Raw genomic sequence first — 23,993 nt, forward strand, 5'->3', positions numbered from 1 at the left:
GATGGCTTTCAATAATTTATTAAAGACTTTAATAACTTCTGTAATATTTATCTCATCAATATCATACTCTTTAAACTCTACAGAGATTGATAAATCATTTGATAAAACAATAAAGTCGAATCAACTTAACTCTGCCCTAGTTGGAGTTAAAATTATAGATTTAAATAATGGTAAAACTATATACTCAAGAAATGCTGATAAAAACTTCATCCCTGCTAGTAATACTAAGCTTGTAACTAGCTCGGCTGCCTTACTATACCTTGGGAAAGATTTTAAATACAGAACCAAACTTTATTATGATAAATCTCAAAATCATACTATAAATAATCTATATATAGTTTTTTCTGGAGATCCTAGTTTTACTACTAAAGACTTACAAAATCTATTAAGCTCATTAAAGACTTCTAAAATAAATAAGATTAACCAAGTCTATTTTGTTAATAAGTTTTTCACAGGTCGCAATACTTCTATAAATGAAAGCCAGTCTAGCGCAATATTTGCTTATGGAACACCAAGCTCAATCTATAATCTTAATGAAAATTCTGTAGCACTAGAGTTAACACCTGAAAAGCAAGCCTTTAATATTAAACAAATATCTGGTGAACCTTTAAAGTTTAAAAATCAACTCTTTGTTGCCAATAAACAACAACTTAAAACATGTCAGTTTAATGGTTATAACTATGATGGAACCTTAGTTCTTTCAGGATGTTTACCTAAGAATACCTATACTTTTAGTTTTGCAGTTCAAAATCCAAAACTTACAATGAAAGAAGCCGTATTAAGAGAGCTATCGAAGCTAAACATCACTACAGTCAAGAGTATAAAAGTTATTACAAAACTTCCCAATAATACTACTTTATTAGCTGAACATAACTCTGCTAAATTAGATACATTATTAAAGCATATGCTAGTTATCTCAGACAATTTATATGCTCAAACAATACTACGAACTATCGGCTATTATTATAACGGTGTTGGTAGCATCATATCTGGGAAGAATGCTACTTTTGAAATATTAAAAAATAAACTCAAGCTAGACACTGACAGTATACAACTAGAGGATGGCGCTGGGATGTCAGATAATGACCTACTAAATCCTAATTTCCTAGTAAACTTATTGTATAAAATGTCTTTAAACAAAGATTATAAGCTTTTTAAAAATATGCTAGCGATATATGGTGAAACAGGCACTCTAAAAAATTTCAAAGGTAATGATCTTAAAGGTAAAGTTTTTGCAAAAACAGGCACTCAAACTACAGGTATAGCATTATCTGGATACCTTATTAAAGACAATAATCAATATGCTTTTTCAATACTTATAAATTCCCTAAAAGAGTCTCAGAAATCTCAAGCTCATAATTTTGAAAAAGAGTTATTAGAAAGTATAGTTAAATAAATTTTGCATCTAAACTATTATTTATAAGCTTAATAATTTGAGCTTCAGATAAATTTAATGCTTGGGCTATCTGCCTATAATTTTCATTAACATAACCACCAAAATATGCAGGGTCATCTGAATTGATAGTTACTTTAACACCCTTTTCTAAAAGCTTAGCTGCAGGATGTTTAGATAAATCAGGTGTAACTTTTAAAGACTTATTTGATAAAGGACACATAGTCAAAGCAATATCATCTTTTATAATTCTTTGTGTTAATGTCTCATCATGTAAGATTGCATTACCATGATCTATCCTATCTATACCTAACATATCTATAGCTTCCCAAATATACTCAACAGGACCCTCTTCACCAGCATGCGCAACTAAATATAGTCCTTCTTTTTTTGCTTGTTCAAAGACTCTTTTAAATTTAGATGGTGGATTACCTAACTCACTACTATCTAAGCCTATACCTATAAAACTCTCACGAAAATTCATTATTTTTTCAAAAGAACGTAGTGCATGATCTTCCGATAAATGACGCAAAAAGCATACTATTATACTAGCTTTAATACCAAAATCCTTTTCAGCTTGTTTAATAGCTTCAGTCACACCGCTAAATATAGTTGATAAAGCTATTCCTCTTTCTAAATGAGCTTGAGGATCTATAAATATCTCAGTATGTGTTACATTATCTTGGTTTGCTCTGGTTAAATACGCATAAGTCAAATCATAAAAATCTTGATCTGTTATTAGCACAGACATACCTTGATAGTATAAATCTAAAAAATCTTGGAGATTGTTAAAGTTATATGCTTTTCTAATTTCATCTATTGAACTGTATTTAAGACTTACTTTATTTCTTTGTGCTAATTGAAACATCATCTCAGGTTCTAGTGTACCCTCTATATGTAGATGAAGTTCAGCCTTTGGCATTTTTAATACATTTTCATACAACATAATAATTAATAAGCTTATTATTCAATATTTGATAGCTATTATGTTACCACACTAAGCTACGCCTTTAAAACTCAGAAACACCTATAAAAAATATTTATTATTGATATAACTAATTACTATTTGACTCAATTTACCAGATTAAATAGAATCGAATTATAGGCTTAAGTCTATCTTAAATACTCAAGAGCCTAAACATATAGTTAATTCGAAATATATGTCATTCTACGACTTGATCGTAGAATCTAATTTTTAAGACTCATAGTGAGTGGATCCTATGGTCAAGCCATAGGATGACAAAATGGTTTTAAAAGATATTTGGATTAGCTATAAACAAGCATTAGATTTATCTAATTACTTGATAGATTAAAGCTACAAACTAAACCAATAAAAGGAACTAACCATGGTAAAAAAAATTGTCACTGCTGTAGGAATGTCTGGTATGTTACTATCTGGAGATAGTGCTTTCGCAGAAAACAGAGGCAACCTATCTCCCCAAAGTGTAAATTTATCTCCTTTGCGTAACTTAAATATTGTAGATAGCCCAATGGGTAATGACTATAGCTACCGTGAAGCTTTTAAAAAGCTTGATACAGAGCAACTAAAAAAAGATATACAAGAGCTTCTAACTCAATCGCAAGACTGGTGGCCTGCTGACTTTGGCAATTATGGACCTTTCTTTATTAGACTGTCTTGGCATGATGCTGGTACATATAGAGTATCTGATGGTCGCGGTGGCGCTAATCGTGGTCAGCAAAGATTTTCACCTTTAAATAGCTGGCCAGATAATGTAAACCTAGATAAAGCTCGACAACTTCTATGGCCTATCAAACAAAAATACGGTGATGCTGTCTCTTGGTCTGATTTACTTGTCTTAGCTGGTACAGTTTCTTTAGAGTCTATGGGTATGAAACCTATTGGATTTGCATTTGGTAGAGAAGATGATTGGCAAGGCGATGATACTAACTGGGGATTATCTCCAGAAGAGCTTTCAAGCAATGTCAAAGATGGTAAGCTAGTCAAGCCATTCTCTGCTACAGAAATGGGATTAATCTATGTAAACCCAGAAGGCCCTGATGGTAAGCCAGACGTTAAGAAAGCTGGTGAGGCTATTCGTCAGGCATTTAGTGGTATGGGTATGACAGATAAAGAGACTGTTGCACTAATTGCAGGAGGTCATACATTTGGTAAAACTCATGGTGCAGTACCTGCCAAAGATGTCAAAAAAGATATTGGTCCAGCTCCAGATAAAGCACCAATCGAACAACAAGGTTTTGGCTGGCATAATAGTTATGGCACTGGTAAAGGTGATGACACTATGGGTAGCGGCCTTGAAGGTTCTTGGACTTCAACACCTACATATTGGAACCATGATTTCTTAAATAATTTATATAACTTAGATTATGAAAAAACATTATCTCCAGCAGGCGCTCATCAATGGGTTGCAACAAATGCTAAACCTGAAAATATGGTTCCTGATGCTCATAAACCAGGAGTTAAACATAAGCCAATAATGTTTACTACAGACCTTGCGCTAAAAGAAGATCCTAAGTTTAATAAATATGCTCAAGAATTCTATAACAATCCAGAAGAGTTTAAAGAAGAGTTTGCTAAAGCATGGTTTAAACTAACTCATAGAGATATGGGACCTAAGTCTAGATATATAGGTCCTTGGATCCCTGAACAAAACTTTATCTGGCAAGATCCTGTCCCTAAAGCTGACTACAAACAAGTATCGACTCAAGATATTGCACAGCTTAAACAAGATATTATAAGCTCTGGACTTACTAACCAACAGATTATAAGAACTGCTTGGGACTCTGCTTCTACATATCGTAAAACTGATTATAGAGGTGGATCAAATGGCGCAAGAATTGCTTTGGCTCCAGAGAAAGATTGGCAAATGAATGAACCAGCTAAACTTGAAGTTGTTATTACTAAGCTTAAAGAAATCCAAGCTAATTTTAATAATAGCAAGAAAGACGGTACTAAAGTTTCTCTAGCTGACTTGATAGTATTAGGTGGTAATGTAGGTGTTGAGCAAGCAGCTAAACAAGCTGGTTATACTATAGAGATACCTTTTGTTCCAGGTAGAACAGATGCTACACAAGCCCAAACTGATATTGAGTCATTTAATTATCTAAAAACTAAAGCTGACGGTTTTATAAACTACACAGATGGTAGTATAGCTGTTAATCAATTACCTCAAGCTTTAGTTGAAAAAGCAAGTATGCTTGATCTAAATGTCCCAGAGATGACAGTATTAGTTGGTGGTATGCGCGCACTAAATGTAAACTATGATGACTCTCAAGAAGGTGTATTTACAGCAACTCCAGGACAGCTTAATAACAACTTCTTTGTAAACTTACTAGATATGTCTACAGAGTGGAAAAAATCTGATACAAATGCTGGAGAATATATCGGTATAGATAGAAAAACAGGTAAGCAAAAATGGACAGCTTCACCTGTAGATCTAATCTTTGGCTCAAACTCAGAACTTAAAGCTGTAGCTCAAGTTTATGCTGAAAATGGTAATGAGCAAAAATTTGTCAATGATTTTGCTAAAGCTTGGCATAAAGTTATGATGCTTGGCAGATTTGATGTTCAAAAGTAATTTCTTATTTCCTGAATTTGCTTAATCTTCTTTAAAGATATATATTGTATCTATATCTCTTATCCATAAAGGTTAATTAATGAATACTTTGAATATTGTTAGCTTATTTATTTCTTTAGTTGCTGTTGGAGTTGCATTTTGGCAAGGTTTTCTTTCAAAAGCTCAACTAGAGCAAGCAAAAAGCACTAAAGATGAGGCAAATAAATTACTTGATGAAATAAAAACAAAAGTAGCAAAAGTAGAAACAATATCTGATGAAACTCGTAAAGATGTTAAAGAACAAATTTCAAAACTGATCGATAAACAGGATGAAAATTTTAAAGTTTTATTAAACGCTCCTAATCAAAATAGTCAAAATGAAATGATTATGAGTTTACTACCAAGCCTATTGGAAAAACCAGATATATTAAAGACTTTTATAGAACTTGGTCAAAAAGATAAAAAGTAATTCAATAAAGTTTTTCTTAAAACAGATAATTTAATTACCACTTTAATTTAAATAGCTAAATATATAGACTTGAAAATACTCGTATTTAATCTAATATGTAAATATAAAAGCTATATATTATTGAATCTTATATGCCTATAAACCTTTATCATGAAAATGATTATCTAAGACAAAATAACGATATTTCTAAAAAAGAAAACTTCTCGCCTTTTCGAAGAGATTATGCGCGTGTTGTACACTCTTCCTCATTTAGAAGACTTCAAGCAAAGACTCAAATATTTCCAAGTTTTGAAAATGACTTTTTTAGAAATCGACTTACTCATTCTTTAGAAGTAGCACAAATAGCTAAATCTATAGCTGTTAAGCTAAATGCTGAACATGATCTTAACCTTGATTACGATCTTATTGAAACAGCAGCTCTTTGTCATGATATTGGTCACCCTCCTTTTGGACATAATGGAGAGGTTGCCTTAAATAAAAAAATGCGTAACTTTGGTGGCTTTGAAAGTAATGCTCAAACACTTCGCCTAATTTCTCATACTGCAAAAAAAGATGTTGATCAAAAACAAAGCTTTGGTCTTAACCTAACTTATAGAACTCTTGCAGCAACTATAAAATACGATAATCTAATACCTCCTATTAGCAATCTTGGCCAACTAACTAAAGGCTACTATAATGAGGAAGCTAGACTTATTGATGATATTAAACAAAAACTATTAGAACCATATAATTTAACACCTGCAGAAGGTAACTTCAAAACTATTGAGTGTTATATCATGGATGTAGCTGATGATATTGCTTATTCAACTTATGATGTTGAAGATGCTCTTAAAGGAGGGTTTATTGATCCGCTATCTATGGCTAGTATTGATGATGGACTTCTTGAAAAGATTTTAAATGCTATGCCTAAGGATCTTGAAATAACTAGAGATGAGATAAAATTCATCTTAATGGATATCTTCTCAGACTATATAGATTTTGATTCTGACTGTAGAGATATCTACAAAATCTCAAAGAATATAGCTAATAATAGTCTTCTACGTACAAAACTAACATCAAGATTAGTCAACAGTTGTATTAAAAATATTGAGATTGATATAGATCAAAAAGCTCCTATTATCTCTAAAGTTTATCTAAATGACCAAATTAGAAAGCAAGTTGAGGTTCTAAAAAAATATATTTTATTTAAGATAATAAAATCTCCAAAACTTAATGTTCTAAGGTATCGTGGTAGAGAAATTATTTCTGAGATCTTTGATATTTTGATTAGCTCTGATACAAATGAGAGCCTTCTACCTGATGATATTGGGGCAATATTTTACAACACTCACAACGCCCAAGGTAAAGCTAGAATTATCTGCGACTATATATCATCAATGACTGATAGATATATAATTGAGCTTTATAATCAATTTAAATCTGACCCTTCTTCAATGATATTTAAACCTTTTTCATAAAATAACTAGCTCCAACGATCCCTAATAGAGAAACTACTCCCGCTGCAATTATTAGATATATCGGAATCAATAAACTATTAGTAGAAGAAATTAGCGATATTGTAAGTGCTGGAGCTCCTGCTGAGAATATTAAATAGCCTAAATTATAAGATATTCCATACCCCCTACATCTATATTCAAGTTTAAAGAAATTAGTTATTATGACATTATATGTTGATGCAAAGAATCCCATAACTATTGATAAGATAATAAAGCTCGCAAAAATATCTTTACCATCAATTATATTTTTATAGAAAATAGGACTTACAACCATTGATACGATAATCAAAAACGCTAACATCTTAGCTTTAGATACATAGTCACTAATAAAACCACCTACTAAACAGCTTATTGCCATTATTATAGACCCAGTTAGAAGTAAATCTGATAAGTCAAATTTAGAAACGATATACATCTTTTGGAATGTCGGTAAAAATAAATACAGCTGTGTAAATAGCATTGCAATAGCAGCAACCAGAGATATACCAACTATCGTCTTAATAATAAATACTCCTCTTGAGGAAGCTCTACCTTGCTCATTAGCTATAGCCTCTTTAACCTGAGGCAAATCAATAATATTTTTTCTAAAAAAGAACAAAGCAAGAGTAAAACATGCTCCTAAGAAATAACCTATTCTCCAACCATACTCATGTACAAAATTTTGACTAGTAAGATGATTTAATAAGAATAAGACTAATGATGTCATCATAATTCCAAGACTCAGACAGCAAAATACCATACTAGTTACGAAACCTTGTCTTTTGGGATAATTCTCTACTATATAAACTACAGAAACAGGTATTTCTGCGCCAATAGCTAATGCTTGTATACAACGTAAAAAAACAAACAATATAGTTGCAAATACGCCGATACTTTCAATCGTTGGTAAAAATGCTAATATTATTGTTGAGAAAAATAATAATCCCATATTCAAACGAAGTATAAATGCCCTTCCTTTTATATCTGCAATATAGCCAAATGCCCAAGCACCCAAAGGTCTAATAATATAGCCAACGATGTACACAAGAAAAACTAACAGCATACCACTGATAGAACTACCTTTATCAAAAAATTTATTTTCGATAGTCATAGCAAAGACAAAGTATATCGCCGTATCATAATATTCAAAGGCAGCGCCTAATGTCGAAAACAGAAGTCTCTTGTATTCTTTCATTTAATGATTTTTTAAAAAATTTTTATATATATTAGTACAATGTTATCAATAATCAAACCATTAACGAGCATAAGCTGCTGGAAGCTCTACTATCTCAAGAGTAACTGTGTATTTATCCATGTTGATACATTCACCTAACATATCTAAAATTTTACTTTTCAGATTAGCTGATAGAGTGTTTAAATGTTCTTGCTTGCGTCCTGCCAAAACCTTTATTTTAATGTGGATAAGTTCCTTTTCATTAGAACCCGCTACACTACAATATTCATAGCGATAAACCCTACTTTTAAATGATTCTAGTTTTGTAGGTAATTCTTTTGTTAAATATTCTTGAGATATATCTATAGCTTGTTTTGCTAGTCCAATATTAAATTCTTGAGGTATTTCTAATATGATATGAGGCATTTAATAAACTCCTTTTTTCAAATAAGACTTTAATGGTGGAATTAAGAATGCTGTCCTTGCTATATAGAATAATATCAAAGCCAGCCATAAACCATAATTTTCGAACGATCCTAATAAAATTACAGCTATAATATAAACTAAAGCTGCTAAAATCATAGCATTTCTCATAGCTACAGTTTTTAATAAACCTACAAAAACACCATCGATCCAAAAGCTAAAACTTGCAGCTATTGGGATTAATATCGAAAATAAGATATATTTATTAACCTGGTACTTCACATCAACTAAAGATGTAAATATAGTAATTATGTGATCTTTAAAAAGAGCGTAAATAAATACTAGAATAAATGTTACTACTAAACTCTGTAATAATGTCTTACTGACTACCTCTTTAAAAATGTTTTGGTTATTATCTACATAAGCTTGGGCAACTAGTGATTCTGTGGTGTTAGCTAAAGCATCCAGGAACATTGCCATAAACAAACTAACTTCAATCAATATTGTATTTGCTGCTAAAACATCTTTACCATATTGCGCTGAAAATATATAAAAAGAATTCATCGATAATAATAAACACAATGAACGTATAAAAATATTAGTATTAAGTTTTAAAAAAGGTATGTATTCACTAATTGTGAAATAATCAAATTCTTTAAGAACATTTTTTATGTTTAAGCTATTACTCACAAAGAATCCATAAGTTCTTGTAAGTAAAAACATAGTTGTAACGCAATATGCCGACACCAAAGAGATTGCAACTCCCACAACATTATACTGCATAAATATAATCCAAATCACGCTAGAGCTAGTTGCTAAGATCATTAAAATCAAAGAACTATATAAAACTACTTTTGTCTTACCTATACCTATGAAAAAACCTAAGAAAATAAAGTTTAGTAACGCAAACCAAAATACATATATCGCAATATTATAAAACTTAATAAATAAGCTTTTCACCTCACTATCAGTATGAATTATGCTTAGAACTAAATTTAAGATAAAAGGCTTTAGTATGAAAACAATTACTGCAATAATACTTGCAACTATTATTGCTCTTAAAACTATACAGAACATTTTCTCAATATCATTAATATTTTGAGCTACTAAACCTGTTAAACTCATTCTAAAAAAAGCAAATAATAAGCATATAACGTTTAATATAGAAACACCTAAACCTATAGCCGCTAAATAACTACTATTATTAAGATGACCGATAATAGCAGTATTTACTATTCCTACCATTGGTAAAACCAAATTAGAAAATATTAAAGGTAAAGATAGTAAGAAAATTCTTTTATGCATTAATAATCATCAAAAATCAACATGCTCAAAATTATAGCATTTAAAATGCTTAATAATTAATCGAGTATTCTTATAGTTTTAAATTCTGTTATTGGTTAGAACCATATTTGCCAATATCTATTTTGCAGCAAGTCTCATTTTTTATTTATCAAAATCTAATAAGTCCTATTAAATTCGCATATGTTGACACTCATAACTTTAAGATATTATTAAGAGCACTAAAGACAAAATAAACCTTTCTCGATAAATAACAAAAGTTTCACTTAGTGAAGCCATAATAAAGCACTGTTTTAAAGACTTTTGATTGCTAATTATTTTTTTGCATTCATATAATTAAGATGTAAAACAAAACACTTTTCATTCTTAGTAAATTTATAAGGAGATAACCCATGAGAAATAAATTAAAACTAACACCCACTATGATCTGTACCTTGATAGGTATAGGATCATTCTCTATTGCTAATGCAACAGAGGCTTGGTCTACTAACGATCTATCATCATATGTTGCAGGATCTACTGTAACTGACAATGGTAAAACATACAAATGTAAAGGTTGGCCTGCTTCAGGATGGTGTCAAATAGCTGCTTATAAACCTAGTGGAACATACGGTAGTGATGCTTGGGATGTAGTTGGTAGTGATCCAAATCCACAACCTGAGCCTACCCCAACACCTACTCCAGATCCAGAGCCAACACCAAGCCCAGATCCTACACCTGCTCCAACACCAGATAGTTCTGTTAAACAATGGGATCCTAATACTGTTTATAACCCTAGTGACAGTAATGCTCCTTCTCAAGCAATATATGATGGCAATCTATATACTGCTAAATGGTGGACACGTGGTGAAAATCCAGCTAAATCAGGTCAATGGGGAGTTTGGAAAAATGAAGGACCTATTGCAGAACAAGGTAAAGCTACTGTATCTGTTGTTCTTCCTGCTAAGCCTAATTTTATTGCTGACGGTAAATTAGCTGATGTACAAATTCTTAAAAATGGTGTAAAAGTAGCAGAAACTAAAGATGCTAAATGGGGATCTACTACTAATCTAGATGTAACTGTAGGCGATAGTGCTGAGCTTACTGTAAGTGTACCTGCTATTGATGGAGCTACAGGGTCTGCAAGTCCAGCATCTTTTACTCTCGTTAAAGATGCTTCTCAAACTGTCTCTGTGGAGTATACAGCACCAAAACCTGCTGAAGAAGGCTCTATCAAAATTAGTGCTGATTCAAGTGACGTTACTACAAATGTCTCTACAACATATACACTTACTAATTCCGAAGGGAATGTTATAAGTAGTGGCAATATTGAAATAAATAAAGCCCTTACTTTAGATCATATCCCATCATCTGAAAATGGAGTTGCTTATACGTTAACTGTTGGTAGCTTTACTACAAATGGATATAACTACACTCCTGTTAAAACCTATTCTGTAGTTGTCTATAATTTCAATACATCAAATATAAATGTTAGCTTTGATAAAAAAGCGATACCTACAGAAAATGTATCTATCTCTGTAAGTGGATTACCTGAAGGTAAAGATACGACTCTAACTTTATCTAATGATAAAGGTGATTCTAAAGAAATTGTACTAAACAGCAACACTCCTGTCTCTGTTGAAATACCTAAAGATGGATCTATCTGGAGCGCTACTATTGCTGCTATGGCTGGATACACGCTTTCTGTATCGCCATCTTCTTTCTCAGCAAATCAAGATAACCAACAATTAACTGTTAACGTTACAGAAAACACTTCTTCTAACTCAGACTGGCCAAATAGAGTTGTTGTTGGTTATGTTAGAGGATATGATGCTCCATGGCAAACCCAACCTAATACAACTAATCACATGATATCTGAAGCTCTTCACCATGGTTATAATGTACTAGTATATTCATTTATTGGTCAAAATGATGATGGGACTGTATTCTTTGATAGTGACTTTGAGGTTGATGGCATGAAACTTCAATGGGACAAATCATTATTAGCAGATTTACCAAATCAAATGAAAACTATTCATCAAAATAATGGTATTGCTCTAGTTGCTATAGGCGGAGGAGTTAACTTCTTTATGCCTGACATGAGTGGTGATAAAGCTGTATCTGCTGGTAAGACTATGGGTAAATTCATTGCTGAGCATAATTTTGATGGTCTAGATATCGATGTTGAGCATCCAGTAGGATCAGCTAAAGATGATGATAATTTCTTACGCTATATTGAAGCTACAAGAGCTGAGTATAAGAAAATAACTGGTAAAGATATGTTCCTAACTGCAGCACCTCAGATAAGTGGCTGGTATGGTTCTGGCCAATGGGCAAGTGGTTATGCTAGATTTGCTGAACCATTCTATACTCAAGATTTTATGGATAGAGTTCATTTTGATGCAGTATTTATACAAACTTATAACCAATATGGTGGTGCGATCTTTGATGGTAAAAAAGGCCAAGATGTAGGTTTCTTAAGCATGACATTTAAACTACTAGGCCAAGAAGCACAAAAATCCATGCCTGGATTAACAGACCAAAACCTAACAATACCTTCAAATACTAAGATTGTTTTAGGTGTACCTAATTATAGAGGTCCATCAGTTACAGATGCTCAATATAAACAAGGACTATGCTTAGCTGATGCTTCTTGTTCAGGCTCTGGGTTATATAATCCTGTTGATATCACTACTGATATTACAAATGGTGGACTTGGAAATTACGAGCAATATGGTGGTCTAATGACATGGATTATGAACTCTGATTCTTACCAAGGTTGGACATGGGTTGATGGTGTCAAAAATATAGCTTATAACTAAGTCTCAAACTTTCTAATAATTTATTCTTCCATATTTCTTTAAAATAAATTTACAGTTATCAGATTTAACTATATTCCGTGAGCAGACCTAAAGAAATAACGTATTATTTCTAAAATACTTTTAGCTATATATTCTAAATTTTAGATTAACTCTTTTATCTAAAGATTTTGGAAGATCTAAAGTATGGAAGGTATAAAATATAAAATAAGAGAGTAACGACTTATCTTATAGTTAATATAATGCTACTTAGTTCCAAATATTTTATCTCCAGCATCTCCAAGACCTGGGATAATATATTTCTTTTCATTAAGATGACTATCTATCGATGCAGTATATAGCTCTACATCAGGATGAGCTTGTTCTAGTGCTTGTATTCCCTCAGGAGCAGCTACCAAAACAATAATCTTAATATTTTTTGAACCAGCTTTTTTTAATAAAGTAACCGTTTCTATCATCGAACCGCCTGTTGCTAACATAGGATCGACAATAAGAGCCAATCTCTCATCAAGCTTATCACAAAGCTTAGAGAAATATGGTATTGGTTGCGCTGTCTCCTCATCTCTATACATACCTACCATGCTTACCTTAGCTGCTGGGATATGTTCAAAAACACCATCCATCATACCAAGACCTGCTCGTAAAATAGGAACTACCGTTAACTTTTTACCTTTTATTTGCTCTACTTCAATATTATTGCCTTGCCAACCTGGTATCTGTATTTTTTCTAGCTCAAAGCATGATGTTACTTCATAAGTTAAAAGACTTGTGATCTCTTTAGTTAATCTTCTAAACTCTTGTGTACTTATTCCAGTAGCTCTCATTAAACCTAGTTTATGCTGAACCATAGGATGCTTAACTTCTACTATTTTCATAAATCTCAAAACTAAAAATTCAAATTAGCTAATTATATCAAAAAAGCATTATAGACAGAAAGACTAAATCAACTAACTTTTAGCTTTTATAAATATAAAATTTTCTTATTAAGAATACTAGCCATACATTAGAAAATGTATATCTGCATATTTAGTTTTATCTCCTAAACAAAATATTTTATAATGATAAAATCATATCAAATATTATATAGTGAAAATGAAACTCCTAAAAAATATTTCAGAATCAAACATACATAGCTATATATATAGATTAGCTTCAGATTTAAAAAACACAAAAAACATTCAGTCTCTAACAGACGTTACTCAGGAAATTAATGAATATCTTATTAACTCAGAATATAACGACTTTAAACTAATAAAAACTCAACTTATAACTACTAAAACTTTATACAAAAATGGAGTGTTATCTGATCTAGATTACAAAAAATATAAAAAATTTTATAATATTGCTAATTTAAAAAGAAAAATTGATACTTATATCAAATATTTTTCATCAGGTTATAAAGATTCTGAAAAACTTTTTTTTGCTATAAACACTATAAAAAAAGCTTGCTCAAATAAGCTCATTCTAGATTTATCTGAGACATACATAAGTAGAGTAAACACTCTTATAAATATCATAGATAGTTGTATAGAAAAATCTAGTGAATTACAAAAATCAAATTTAATACATCAACTTAATAAGGTAAAAAATAAACTTTCTAAAGATATCGCTTACAATAATCTACTCCAAGAGCAGGATATTATTATAAATATAAAGCCTATTTCACAAGACTTCAATGCAGAGGATATAAACTTTCATTCTTCAAAGCATAAGGAAATCTTCAAACAAAAATCATTAGCTTTGAATAACCTTCATATACAATCTTTAAATATTAAAGAGTATATCTATGGTATAGATGGAACTCTAACTTTTCAGTTAGCTTACCCTAAAAACCATAAAGATTTTGATTTTTTGTTAACTCCCCTACAGCCTTTATTAATTGATATACAAATAAATGATTCTTTTAACTTCTTTAAAAAAGAATCAAAAAAAGATTATCATAAAAGATCAACACGTTTTATGGTTATTGGTAATGTTATTGATCATATCAATATAAAAGAAGAATATGAGTATAGTATGTACTCACAAGATGATGAAAATATTTTATCCGGTGTAAAAAGGTTTAAATTAAAGTTCCACGATCCATTAAAATCTCTATGGAAACTTCATCAGCCAACATATATAGATATAAACAAGAGCCTCGATGATATTTTTAAAGATAATTTCTTTTTTGATAATCTAATCACGCTAAACTCTAACAAAAGTGATAAGCTAAAAAATCGTATTGCTCAAGTTTTCGTATCTACAATTGGAAGAAACTTTTACGACTTCTTTATTGAACAATTATATGAGAATAAATGTTTTTTAAAGTATTTCTGCGATAAAAAAAATGGGAAAGTAACTTATTACATTACAGATAACATTGATGATTCGTTAAAGACAAATATCTCAAATACTGATGATGTAACAAATAAACTATCATCTTATGATTTAAGTTGCTTAAAAGGACAAACCCTAAACTCAAAAAAACCCGGTTTTCGAATAAAAGAAAATTACATCATACCAGATATTACTTTAAATACCGCAAAGAAAAAAGAAAAAAACTCTCCAGATTCATCCATAAAACCTTTTTCTTCAATATATAAAGATGATATAAAGCCAATATTCTACCATGCTCAGAAAAGCTTAACTGAAGAAACTGAAAACTCAGGACTCAAGGTTAAGATTTCTTCAACAAACACTCTACCATTTATCAATAGCGAAATCTGTCTAGAAAAGCTAGAAAATCAAAAGAACTACATTTTAGGATCAGATGCTTTAAAAAATTTCTTTATAAATAAAAGAATATTTTCATTTAAAAGGAGCAAATATTCTACTAAGAAACTATATGATCTTTTATCAAACTTCCACTACAAAAGTCATTCAGAATCAGATGTGTATGAAAAAATATCTTGTTGTAAATTCCAAAGCCTAACACATAGAAATGAAATAACTTATTCCATTAAAGATTATGATGAATTGTATTCAGAATATCCTAGATTTAAAAGTTTTGAGAGTTTTAATATTATAGGAAAAGTAACTATTGGAGAAAATGTTAACAAAGATTCTAAAAAAGCATATAAGTTTTTCAAAAACTATAAGCCTGAGGAAAGTTCCTTCTCAGAATTTCAAGAACCTGGAGAAAAAGGGACTCCTTTAATACTAAATAGTAAGACTGATGTTCTTTATTCTGTTGAAATAATAAAAGAAATACTAAATCCCAAATCATCAGAAAAGCCTGTTATATACATACCATCAAAAATAAATATAAATTCTAGTAATAATCAATTCATACCCTTGAGAAATGATGATATTATCATAATTAAGATTCTATCAACAATTAGGGCAGAGATATTGGAAATTATCTCAAATTCAGCCATATCAACAGAAAAGGGACAAAAACAGCAACTGCAACGACAGCTTATGGGAGCTAAAGAAAACTGTGAAATGGCATATAGTCAAACAAATGACGATGAAACATTTTCTTTAACTCAACTAAATGAAGCTAATGAAAGCTCTTTTTTGATAAATAATAAAAAAGGAATTTTTCTAAGATATAAGTCAAAAGGAAGTTAATATGAGTTTTATAAAAAATTATCAGATAGCAATAATTTCTATTATTATAATAACGATTATTCTTGTCATCCTTATAAGTACCTTTTTTATAAGAAAATGGCGCAATAAATCTAAGAGTAATAAAAAATCCATATCTGAATTAATTAAAAAAGCAAAACCTCTAGTAAAAAGAAATAAGATAAAAAATAAGTTAAGCCAAATACACATTTTCTATGGCGACTATCCCGCTGCTAAAGACTATATAATCAAGCTAAAACCAGAGTGTGCGGTTATTGATAATGGAGATTTCCCATTAATAGCTATAGATAAGAGTAATGCTTCTCTTTTATTTAAAAATAATGACACTGAAAATCTTAAAAAACTTAAAAAGAAACTTAATCTTCATTTTTATAAGCTTAACTATTGTTTTGATATATCAAACCCTTATTTTTACGAAGCTAAAAGCGTTAATGAAAGCTATAAAAAATTGACAAAACTTAGGCTTAAAACAATAGTAGTATCCTTTTATAATAGTTCACTAGTAGAACAAATTAATAGTTTTAATAATTCAATTGGAAAAAAAAATATATTTAGACTTACAAAAGATGACGATATTAATCAAAAAGTAGATGAAACAATTCTATCAAGAATACTTAACTCAAAAGATAACATATATAATAAGCACTTTAGTGTCAAAACACTCAACCAAATTAGAAAATGCTTAAAAAACATCTATCCAGATTTAAAAAGTATTGATAAAGAAATATTCTTTAACTTTAGTATAAATAAACCAGATAATATAACAGCGAAAGCAGAAACAATATTTTTTAGCAGCTCTCCGGAAGGAATTATTATAAACTCCATATCACTACTATTTAGCTTAATTTTTGTTGTAAATATATTTCAACAAATTGATTTAAAACAACAGATTTCTATTAAAAGCTTAAAAAACTTACCTAATGAAAAGCCTCAAGAAATTACTAAAATCTTAGAGAACAAGGTAGATAGCATATTATTGTTGGATAGCATTTATCCTAGAGAAATAAAATATCATTATATATATGAACAATATGCTAATACTCTACTAAAAGAAGTAATTCAAACAAAATATAATGATACAAAAAACTTATCGATAATTACTGCTTTTCTAATATTTTTTGAGTATCTGAGTAATAATCATACAGGTTCTGATGTTGATGATATGCTTAAGATAATAAGTAGTTTAACAGATCTATCTGAGCAACAGTTAAAGATAGTTTTAAGATATGCAAGTAATGATACAAAAACAGAGATTATAAAGCAAGTTATTAAGAGAGCTAATAATCTTTATAATAACCACCTTATAGAAGTAGGGGAAGAGTCTGAAGGTTATATAAGTACCAGAGGTTTTAATACCGAGTACTTAGGAATTTCAGATACTCATAGAGCAAAAATCATAAATGATATTTATATTAGATATTTATATAAATGTACTATTGATAATGCAATACCTAATTTAGTAAACAATTATACCATACCAGTTCAAGTGAATAATATTTTCTTAATGTATGAAGATCAGTTTGATACTTCTTCGAAGAAGCTCTGTAACTCATCATATATTGATTCAATAACAAAAAACGTATCTCTAATATTTAATCAAGAAGAAAGTGATAAAAAGTTTAATAGTTTTAGTGATATGTTAAATCATATTGATTACATAATAAAATCTTTAGAAGAAAACTCCAAAGAGGTTTCTGATGAAAACAGTAAACAATCTCATGCAATAACTCTTTCACTAATAAATTACACCCTTAATAGCGTTATTAATGCAACCTACAATAAGAAAGAACTTCCACTAACAAATCCTGTAAATGAAAGGCTTTACATGGTATTTACTCCTAGTTTCTACAGTGAAAAAATTACAATATCTCCTATATACTCAAAAGAATATATTAAAGATAATATAGATCCTATAAATGAAAAATTTAATAAGCTGATTACTAATTTAAAAACTAATTATGATATAGAACCTGACTTTCTAATAGCTATTTATAATAGTTCCATAAATAATTACAATGCTAAATATATTAACGCCTACAATCAAATGATTAATGTAATGAACAATGTTGATAATTATCAATTTAGTAAAAATATATCAAGTAAAGACTCTCTTAATCTATTTTTACTAGCTATGTCTTCGAATGATGCTTCCTTTAATAACTTAATTGAATTCTACAGTTCAAACACTGATCTTATAAAAAATGATAAAACAAAAGATAAATCTAAAAAAATCACTAAAGTTCAACAATTTTATAAGAAAATAACAAGCTTAAATAAAAAAGATGAAAAAGAAAATCACGATATTTCACAATGGATATCTATAGATAATTATTTCAAAGAAAATAACGATTATCTTGAGTCAAAAAAATACGCTAATTATAAGAGTATTTTTAAAAGGCTTAATAATTTAATAAGAGAAAAAGGATATATCAAAACTTATAACGAAATAAAACAAGGATTTAAACCTTTAAATGAAGTTTATTCTGACCTTTCACAAATAAACAGTCCACAAAATAATAGCTTATATATCCTCCTTAAAAAACACCTTGATTTTGCTATTGAAGCTATAAAAACTATAGCTATACAAGATGCTATAACTAATCTTGATAATACTGTTAACTTAGAATATGAGCAAATAAACTCACAATTTCCTTTTAATAAAAATAGTAATAAAGTTGTATCGGATGAGTTAATAACAAAAGATCTTGATAATAATGGCTATATATATTCAGGATTCATTAAATATTTAAAACCATTACTTACATATGATAAAACAAAAAATAGATGGGATAGTAATGATTTAACAACAAAAGAGCAGAAAGACTATGTTAACAAGTTCAATAAAATTTATAATCTAAATAAATTATTATGGGATAATAAAAGAAATCCTAAAACTATTGAATTTAAAGTAACCCCAATACAAAATAAAGATAATAACTATACTTTTTTCAGCCTTATTTTAGATAAGCAAAATTTTGTAAATTCTTTAAATATAGACTATTTAGATAGTACAAAGCTTCTATATAGTTGGATTTCAAAACCATCTACTACAATAACTATAGAATTTAATGATGGTAGTACTGATCAAATTAGTTATCAAGGTGAATGGTCGATTTTGAAAGCAATAAAAGATGCTAAGTGTAACCAAGAAAATATATGTACTTGGACAGTTCAGCATAAAGGCAAAGAATATCCAGTTAGTTTCAAAATAGAATCAAATTTTGTCGATACCTTAGGATGGACAGAATGAGGAGATAGTAATGTACAATAATAATTTATCAAAACTTTTATTAGCGACTGTTGTAGCTTTAGGTATAACTGGCTGCGCAAGTGATGGCCTATATGTAGAAAATAATGTTCCCAAAACAAAAGTAGTTCTAGAGTCTCAACCTAATAAAAGCACTTTCTACTCAGATACATACCAATCAGTTACTCAAAGAATATATGATGATAATATTAAAATAATTAATCTCAAGACAGGAGAGAATAAGCTTGAATTAAATCAAGAAAATAAAAATTACGCTGTATACTTTATCTTACCAAATACAAAAGTGGAAAACTGGAAATATTTAATAAGCTCTGATAGTGCAAATAAGTTTACTATAAATGATAAAAGTATAGAAAAAGACTAAAAGGACTAATTATGTCAAAAGCAGACCATATTTTTAATTTAGAGGACAAAGGCTTATTTGTAGATATTAAAGATGATTCTAAAGGTTGTTCAACAAAGCTAGAATCTTCTGGTAAAATAACGACTCAAGCGACTGAGTCAATCGAGTCAACAGCAGACAAAGAAATCACTCAAAATGTTAAAGATTCAAAGATTTCAATCTCTGAAAAAGAAATAATATTAGGTACAAAGAAGTCTAGCATTATGCTTAATGATGATAAGATTGTCATAAAAATAGGAGGTTCAACTATTATAATGGATGATTCTAGTATATCGATTGAATCTAATACTATTAATATTAAAGGCTCTGATAGCATAAATATAGAAGCTTCTCAAAATATTGGAATGAAAAGCTTAAATAATAGTATAAAAGCCGATGTTAGCTTAAACGCAGAAGGAACTAACGTTAATATAAAAGGAAATGCTACAGCTAGTATAAAAGGCTCCGCAGCCACAATGGTAGGGTAATATGTCTGAATCATATAATAATTTTAAAACCTTACTCACAAATATACATCTTTATTATAATGAGGAAAAAGACTTTATATTAAACAAGATAGATAGCTGTGAAACTATTATAAATAAACTTATCTATACAAAAAACTTTAGAAAAATAGATATTTATAATCTTACTTTTGTTTTAGAGGAAGTAAAATACTCAACCAGTTATCATCTTTCTTCTAGAACTACTTCCTTAAGTTACTTAATCTATGAAAATATAGCAAAAATAAATAACTTAAAAGAATATAAAGGAATAGTTAGCTCACTACTTTCTCTAAAAAGATTATTAAAAGATTATAAAGAAACCATCAAAAAAGATTTTCTAGAAAAAATATTAGATATAGAAACAAAAGACATTAATGATTTAGCGCTAGACTTATTTTCTAAATTAGCTAAAAATAACATATCTTTTACAACTACAGATAATTTAATAGCTTTATATATAAAAACTATTGAAAACCCAGAAAATAGCTCACTAACTAAAAATTATGAAGACTTCTTTAGAAAACTCAAAACTTTCCTTAAGGAAACTCAAGACTCTAATAAACTAATTTCTTTGAATGAAAACCCTATATTAAATATATTAAGATTAGCATATTTAATTAAAAATGGATTTTATAAAGAAAATTCTCTATCTCAAAGTGATATATTACTTATAAAAGCTTATTTTTCTCATACTCAGGATATAAAAAAATTAAATACTATCGATAATAAGTTAAATAGAAATCCTAAAATATGCACCTTAAGCAGTATTATAAAAGAAAATTATAGTGTTGAAAGCATACCACCTCTAATAAACTTTATTGATTTCCAACTCTTTGCTATATCCCAGTACTTCTCAGACTTTTCTATAAATCAAATTTTTTTTCCAAAAGATCAAGACTCAGATATTTTAAAAAAACCAAAGACCTTACAAGATTCAATCGAAGATTTAATAAATCTTCCTAATCTAATATTTGATGAAAATGCTCTTTATGACAAACTAAATAAAAAGCCTGAGATATATAATAATTTTTTCATAAACTATGATAATAGAGAGAATACCGAAATAATTTTAGAAAACTCTCCTTCAAAACTATTAACAGAAGTAGCAAATAATTATTTTTGGACATTATTAAATGTAGCTACATCTATAAATATTCTGCTTATAAAGAATGATCTAAAGTTACTTGAACCCTTTATAAAGTTTGAAAAATATTTTAATACAATAAAAAATGAAGTCTCAAAAAAAATATCAATAAACTCTCAAACTTTAAATACAAATATAACTAGTATTATTAAAATAGGTTCTTTAATAAGAGAAAATTATTTAATATTAAAAGAGAAAGAAGAACAACTTATCAAAGACAGTAACTTCGATGATTCTTCTGATGTTTATCAGCTTTCGGGTTTTATGTATAGAAAAAACTTTTTAAGCTACAAAGAAATTATGACTAGGAATCAGCAAAATAATAAAGACGTTAATTTTGAAGAAAGTTTAAAAGATATCAATAAAAGCATTATTAACAACAAAATTAAAAAAGCTGAAGAAAACGCAAAAAATCTTTCTATTAAAATTTTAAGTGAAACTTACTATCATACTCCAATATTGATAGGTATAGATAATCTCCCCCCTATTTCACATAATTATTTTTTAATGATTAAAAAGGTTACAAATAACCCAACTATTGATAATATTAAAAATATCCAGGAAACATATTGGAAGGTGTAAATATGCTTAGTACTATAGATGACTCATTAAAGCGTTTAGATGAAATAAGTCAAAGTAATGATAGTAATATGCAAAGCTCAATAGCAAATTTAGTATCTGAGTTAAATAATATAAAAACATTATTGACTCCAACTAAACTAAATTTATCAAGTAGTGGCTCAACTCTTACTCCAAGTATGGGGGCTCAAATCAAATGCTCATTTAGCTTGGCTCCAGGAGCATATTTTAGCATCAGAATGAAAACACTGGCAGGTAGCTTACCTGCTTCAAATATAACAGATTCTAAACTTGGTGCAAATATTTTACCTTTTGCAGGATGCTCTAATCCAGTAAATCCTACAATGAATCCTTTTATGTTTCCTTGGGTGTGTATACCAAACCTCTCACCTTTTATTCCAACAAATCCTACAACATTTTTTGAAAATGCCCCTATTACAACAACGAATAGTAAAGCTATGTGCATGTTCGCCCCAGGCGGTGTAGTAAACTTCATCAACAGTGGCCAAATAAATGCAAAAACATCATAGGAAGTTTTATGAATAATAAAGAAAATGAATTAGGCTCAAATGATGCAACAATACTTAAAAGAATATTCCAAAAAATTGGTGATGATATAAAAGACGAATTTGATAAAAGAATTGTCCAATATAGCAATAGTTTATTATTTAAATATTATAGTAACCTTTATTATTTCTTACCGAAGTCATGTTTATTAGAAATAAAAGATAAAGGTCATAATGGTTATTATATACGTCCTCAGGAATATTTCTTTATTGAAGATAAAAGAACTAATAAAACTCTTACATACACTACTAAATCAGAAAGTATAATAGTCCCTATAAAAGAAATTAAAACTGTAAAAAACAGTGACACATCCATAAATATCTCTCTAAACTTTGAGAATAACTTTGAATATGATTACTTAACTATATGGTTAAATCCTAAGTTATGTGACGAAGATCCTTTTTTTGCAGCGTATATTTTCAAACAAATTATCGAAAGCCCTAATTCAGCTAGGATTAAATTCTCAAACTACACTTATACTACAAAAGATATAGAAGTAGAACCTGTTAATCTGCAACTGAAACCTACTGAAAATTTAGTTCTTAATTTACACTCTCCAAGCTTATTATATGGGGTTAATATTAAAATAAAAGATTTATTTAAATATAGATCTAGTAATCTTGAAAAATTAGATTTTTTCTTTGAAATTAAAACAGATAATTATGCTGAAGAAAGTTTATCTTCTTTATTTAGAGTAAATTTAGTGCCTATATTTAATAGTTTTAATGATTATTCACATGCAACTTTTGCTATGCTTAACTTATCTAATAGTAAACTCAAGCATTATGAAAAAGATGATGCTCAAGCAATTGAGGTTATTTCTATTTATGAAAACAATAAGCCATGTCAGTTCAATGGTTTCTTTTTCAAAGGACAAAATGAATACTATTTTAATAGAAATTCACAATCTCTTAATTATAACGTTGTATTTCCTAAACTTAATAATAAAATATCAGAGACAAAAATACATACATATTCTACCTGGACGCAAGTTACAGATATTTCTGATCTTATTGAAATTAACTCAAATGTAATAACATCCATTAGTTGTAACATATCACCAACTATTATTAATAAATCGATAAATAATTATAATCGAAACACTGATGCTATGTTATTTAATATAGTAGATATGATAATTTCTAAAAATATTTATTCAAAAACAACATTTCTAGCAATTATAAAGCTTTTAAAAGTTGATAACGATGATATATCATTATTATCAAGCTTATTAAAAAACATAGAGCTAAATGAATTTACAAATGAGCTAATTGTAACTACTAGTGATAAATATAATAAAAAACATAAATATTTCTTAGAATTTTTCCTAGAAATTATATGCAAATTTATTAATCAAAATACTTTTAGCTTTATAAAAAAAATTATTTTAAACTCTAGATAAGG

General features: G+C 29.1%; 17 protein-coding genes. 12 read left to right on the forward strand and 5 right to left on the reverse strand.

The window, feature by feature from the left end; genetic code table 11:
* The first annotated feature begins 1 nt into the window (after window position 1).
* The gene (dacB, locus tag FIP56_RS07315; RefSeq protein WP_192578275.1) at window positions 2–1,396 is read left to right on the forward strand and encodes a D-alanyl-D-alanine carboxypeptidase/D-alanyl-D-alanine-endopeptidase; all 1,395 of its coding nucleotides are present in this window, start codon (window positions 2–4) and stop codon (window positions 1,394–1,396) included.
* On the opposite strand, the gene FIP56_RS07320 is transcribed toward dacB, so the two are convergent.
* A complete protein-coding gene (locus FIP56_RS07320) occupies window positions 1,389–2,339 on the reverse strand; it encodes an adenosine deaminase (RefSeq protein ID WP_192578276.1) in 951 nt (316 codons plus the stop codon). The two genes, dacB and FIP56_RS07320, sit on opposite strands and share 8 nt — an antisense overlap.
* Window positions 2,340–2,739: 400 nt before the next feature.
* On the opposite strand from FIP56_RS07320, the gene katG reads away from it, so the two are divergent.
* The 3 genes from katG (at window position 2,740) to dgt (ending at window position 6,855) form a co-directional block, all read left to right on the forward strand.
* On the forward strand, window positions 2,740–4,950 hold the full coding sequence (gene katG, locus FIP56_RS07325) for a catalase/peroxidase HPI (RefSeq protein WP_192578277.1): 2,211 nt from the start codon (window positions 2,740–2,742) through the stop codon (window positions 4,948–4,950).
* Window positions 4,951–5,029: 79 nt separating this feature from the next.
* A complete protein-coding gene (locus FIP56_RS07330; protein WP_192578278.1) occupies window positions 5,030–5,398 on the forward strand; it encodes a hypothetical protein in 369 nt (122 codons plus the stop codon).
* Window positions 5,399–5,529: 131 nt separating this feature from the next.
* Entirely contained in the window at window positions 5,530–6,855 is a 1,326-nt protein-coding gene (gene dgt, locus FIP56_RS07335) for a dGTP triphosphohydrolase (protein ID WP_192578279.1), read from the forward strand.
* On the opposite strand, the gene FIP56_RS07340 is transcribed toward dgt, so the two are convergent.
* Genes FIP56_RS07340 through FIP56_RS07350 form a run of 3 tightly spaced genes read right to left on the reverse strand, consistent with a single transcriptional unit; the run spans window position 6,839 to window position 9,775 of the window.
* Window positions 6,839–8,068, reverse strand: coding sequence for an MFS transporter (locus tag FIP56_RS07340; protein WP_192578280.1), 1,230 nt, complete (start codon window positions 8,066–8,068; stop codon window positions 6,839–6,841). The genes dgt and FIP56_RS07340 overlap by 17 nt on opposite strands.
* A 60-nt stretch (window positions 8,069–8,128) precedes the next feature.
* Entirely contained in the window at window positions 8,129–8,473 is a 345-nt protein-coding gene (locus FIP56_RS07345; RefSeq protein WP_192578281.1) for a hypothetical protein, read from the reverse strand.
* On the reverse strand, window positions 8,474–9,775 hold the full coding sequence (locus FIP56_RS07350; RefSeq protein ID WP_192578282.1) for an MATE family efflux transporter: 1,302 nt from the start codon (window positions 9,773–9,775) through the stop codon (window positions 8,474–8,476).
* A 389-nt stretch (window positions 9,776–10,164) separates the two neighbouring features.
* Between FIP56_RS07350 and FIP56_RS07355 the strand changes: the two genes are divergently transcribed.
* Window positions 10,165–12,573 (forward strand): glycosyl hydrolase family 18 protein, encoded by a 2,409-nt coding sequence (locus FIP56_RS07355; protein ID WP_192578283.1) that lies wholly within the window; start codon window positions 10,165–10,167, stop codon window positions 12,571–12,573.
* A 242-nt stretch (window positions 12,574–12,815) separates the two neighbouring features.
* Here FIP56_RS07355 and upp read toward each other — a convergent pair whose 3' ends face one another.
* On the reverse strand, window positions 12,816–13,445 hold the full coding sequence (gene upp / locus FIP56_RS07360) for a uracil phosphoribosyltransferase (RefSeq protein ID WP_192578284.1): 630 nt from the start codon (window positions 13,443–13,445) through the stop codon (window positions 12,816–12,818).
* 217 nt (window positions 13,446–13,662) lie between these two features.
* Between upp and FIP56_RS07365 the strand changes: the two genes are divergently transcribed.
* Genes FIP56_RS07365 through iglH form a run of 7 tightly spaced genes read left to right on the forward strand, consistent with a single transcriptional unit; the run spans window position 13,663 to window position 23,991 of the window.
* Complete coding sequence (locus FIP56_RS07365; RefSeq protein WP_192578285.1) at window positions 13,663–16,125, forward strand: pathogenicity determinant protein PdpA1; 2,463 nt, start codon at window positions 13,663–13,665, stop codon at window positions 16,123–16,125.
* Between the two features lies 1 nt (window position 16,126).
* Window positions 16,127–19,393 (forward strand): hypothetical protein, encoded by a 3,267-nt coding sequence (locus tag FIP56_RS07370; RefSeq protein WP_192578286.1) that lies wholly within the window; start codon window positions 16,127–16,129, stop codon window positions 19,391–19,393.
* A 10-nt stretch (window positions 19,394–19,403) separates the two neighbouring features.
* Window positions 19,404–19,775: a type VI secretion system lipoprotein IglE gene (gene iglE / locus FIP56_RS07375; protein ID WP_192578287.1), complete on the forward strand. Its 372-nt coding sequence runs from the start codon at window positions 19,404–19,406 to the stop codon at window positions 19,773–19,775.
* 11 nt (window positions 19,776–19,786) lie between these two features.
* Window positions 19,787–20,281, forward strand: coding sequence for a type VI secretion system tip protein TssI/VgrG (tssI, locus tag FIP56_RS07380; protein WP_192578288.1), 495 nt, complete (start codon window positions 19,787–19,789; stop codon window positions 20,279–20,281).
* Window position 20,282: 1 nt separating this feature from the next.
* Window positions 20,283–22,025 (forward strand): hypothetical protein, encoded by a 1,743-nt coding sequence (locus FIP56_RS07385; RefSeq protein ID WP_192578289.1) that lies wholly within the window; start codon window positions 20,283–20,285, stop codon window positions 22,023–22,025.
* A 2-nt stretch (window positions 22,026–22,027) separates the two neighbouring features.
* Complete coding sequence (iglG, locus tag FIP56_RS07390; protein ID WP_072712856.1) at window positions 22,028–22,552, forward strand: type VI secretion system PAAR-like protein IglG; 525 nt, start codon at window positions 22,028–22,030, stop codon at window positions 22,550–22,552.
* A gap of 8 nt (window positions 22,553–22,560) precedes the next feature.
* Window positions 22,561–23,991 (forward strand): type VI secretion system baseplate subunit TssF/IglH, encoded by a 1,431-nt coding sequence (gene iglH, locus FIP56_RS07395; protein WP_192578290.1) that lies wholly within the window; start codon window positions 22,561–22,563, stop codon window positions 23,989–23,991.
* The last annotated feature ends 2 nt before the right edge of the window (window positions 23,992–23,993 follow it).

The organism is Francisella sp. LA112445 (assembly GCF_012224145.1).
Lineage (GTDB): Bacteria > Pseudomonadota > Gammaproteobacteria > Francisellales > Francisellaceae > Francisella.

Coding starts and splice junctions, on each gene's coding strand:
- FIP56_RS07345 (WP_192578281.1), bottom strand. CDS start 8,473: ATGCCTCATATCATATTAGAAATACCTCAAGAATTTAATATTGGACTA.
- FIP56_RS07330 (WP_192578278.1), top strand. CDS start 5,030: ATGAATACTTTGAATATTGTTAGCTTATTTATTTCTTTAGTTGCTGTT.
- dgt (WP_192578279.1), top strand. CDS start 5,530: ATGCCTATAAACCTTTATCATGAAAATGATTATCTAAGACAAAATAAC.
- upp (WP_192578284.1), bottom strand. CDS start 13,445: ATGAAAATAGTAGAAGTTAAGCATCCTATGGTTCAGCATAAACTAGGT.
- FIP56_RS07385 (WP_192578289.1), top strand. CDS start 20,283: ATGTCTGAATCATATAATAATTTTAAAACCTTACTCACAAATATACAT.
- FIP56_RS07340 (WP_192578280.1), bottom strand. CDS start 8,068: ATGAAAGAATACAAGAGACTTCTGTTTTCGACATTAGGCGCTGCCTTT.
- iglE (WP_192578287.1), top strand. CDS start 19,404: ATGTACAATAATAATTTATCAAAACTTTTATTAGCGACTGTTGTAGCT.
- FIP56_RS07350 (WP_192578282.1), bottom strand. CDS start 9,775: ATGCATAAAAGAATTTTCTTACTATCTTTACCTTTAATATTTTCTAAT.
- FIP56_RS07370 (WP_192578286.1), top strand. CDS start 16,127: ATGAGTTTTATAAAAAATTATCAGATAGCAATAATTTCTATTATTATA.
- tssI (WP_192578288.1), top strand. CDS start 19,787: ATGTCAAAAGCAGACCATATTTTTAATTTAGAGGACAAAGGCTTATTT.
- iglH (WP_192578290.1), top strand. CDS start 22,561: ATGAATAATAAAGAAAATGAATTAGGCTCAAATGATGCAACAATACTT.
- FIP56_RS07365 (WP_192578285.1), top strand. CDS start 13,663: ATGAAACTCCTAAAAAATATTTCAGAATCAAACATACATAGCTATATA.
- katG (WP_192578277.1), top strand. CDS start 2,740: ATGGTAAAAAAAATTGTCACTGCTGTAGGAATGTCTGGTATGTTACTA.
- iglG (WP_072712856.1), top strand. CDS start 22,028: ATGCTTAGTACTATAGATGACTCATTAAAGCGTTTAGATGAAATAAGT.
- FIP56_RS07320 (WP_192578276.1), bottom strand. CDS start 2,339: ATGTTGTATGAAAATGTATTAAAAATGCCAAAGGCTGAACTTCATCTA.
- dacB (WP_192578275.1), top strand. CDS start 2: ATGGCTTTCAATAATTTATTAAAGACTTTAATAACTTCTGTAATATTT.
- FIP56_RS07355 (WP_192578283.1), top strand. CDS start 10,165: ATGAGAAATAAATTAAAACTAACACCCACTATGATCTGTACCTTGATA.